This is a genomic window from Vibrio sp. Y176 (assembly GCF_033438945.1).
The window spans coordinates 1-786 of the sequence record NZ_JAWOQS010000369.1; the positions used below are offsets into that span (position 1 = coordinate 1).

Here is a 786-nt window from a genome sequence, read left to right on the forward strand (position 1 = left end):
AATACACGGTTGAGCGCGCGAAGAGCAATGTATCTGTGAAAGATGTCAGCTTCACGTATGTAGGTTCAGAAAAGCCGGCTCTAGAGCATGTCAGTTTTGATATTCCACGAGGTAAAACGGTCGCTCTAGTGGGGCGTTCAGGTTCAGGTAAAAGTACCATTGCGAACTTGTTTAACCGTTTTTATGACGTGGACAGTGGCTCGATTACATTAGATGGCCGTGATATTCGTGACTATGAATTGAAGAACTTGCGTGAGCAGTTTGCTTTGGTTTCGCAAAACGTACATCTTTTCAATGACACCATAGCGAACAACATTGCCTACGCGACGGAAGATAAGTACCAACGCAATGATATAGAGCGTGCAGCGAAGCTGGCTCACGCAATGGAATTCATCAATAAGATGGAAAATGGTTTAGATACCATGATCGGCGAAAACGGTGCGAGCTTATCTGGTGGTCAGCGCCAACGTGTAGCTATCGCTCGTGCGTTGCTGCGTGATGCGCCTGTATTGATTCTTGACGAAGCAACCTCTGCACTGGATACGGAATCTGAGCGTGCCATCCAAGCTGCATTAGATGAGCTGCAGAAAGATAAAACCGTGTTGGTGATTGCTCACCGCTTGTCAACGATCGAAAAAGCCGATGAGATTCTAGTCGTAGACGACGGTGCCATTATTGAACGAGGTAATCACGCAGACTTGATTGCTAAGAATGGCGCTTACGCTCAACTTCATCGCATCCAGTTTGGCGAATAGTTACTGTGGTTGAAAAAATCTGGTTTGAAAA

1 protein-coding gene is annotated in these 786 nt (G+C 46.1%); it reads left to right on the plus strand.

Annotation, left to right across the window (positions count from 1 at the left end; all coding sequences use genetic code 11):
- On the plus strand, positions 1–755 hold a 755-nt coding region (locus R7O13_RS26130), incomplete at its 5' end, for an ATP-binding cassette domain-containing protein (protein WP_318305108.1).
- Positions 756–786 lie beyond the last annotated feature (31 nt).